Here is a 215-nt window from a genome sequence, read left to right as displayed (position 1 = left end):
ACTAATAATAATCTGGGGAATGCCTATTTAAGACTAGCAGCAATAGAAAATACCCAAGAGAATTTAAAAGCAGCCATCGCTTGTTATCAACAGGCTTTAATTGTTCTTCAACAACAGACCTACCCCCAAGATTGGGCAATGACTAATAATAATCTGGGGAATGCCTATTTAAGACTAGCAGCAATAGAAAATACCCAAGAGAATTTAAAAGCAGC

Annotated in this window: 1 protein-coding gene; it reads left to right on the top strand. The window is 36.7% G+C overall.

Annotated features, from left to right (window positions below; translation table 11 throughout):
- Nucleotides 1-215 (top strand): hypothetical protein (locus tag PL9214_RS29695; protein ID WP_139295229.1); only part of this gene is annotated, 215 nt, incomplete at both ends.

Source organism: Planktothrix tepida PCC 9214 (assembly GCF_900009145.1).
In the GTDB taxonomy this organism is placed as follows: Bacteria; Cyanobacteriota; Cyanobacteriia; order Cyanobacteriales; family Microcoleaceae; genus Planktothrix; species Planktothrix tepida.
This window is presented reverse-complemented; position numbering and strand designations above follow the sequence as displayed.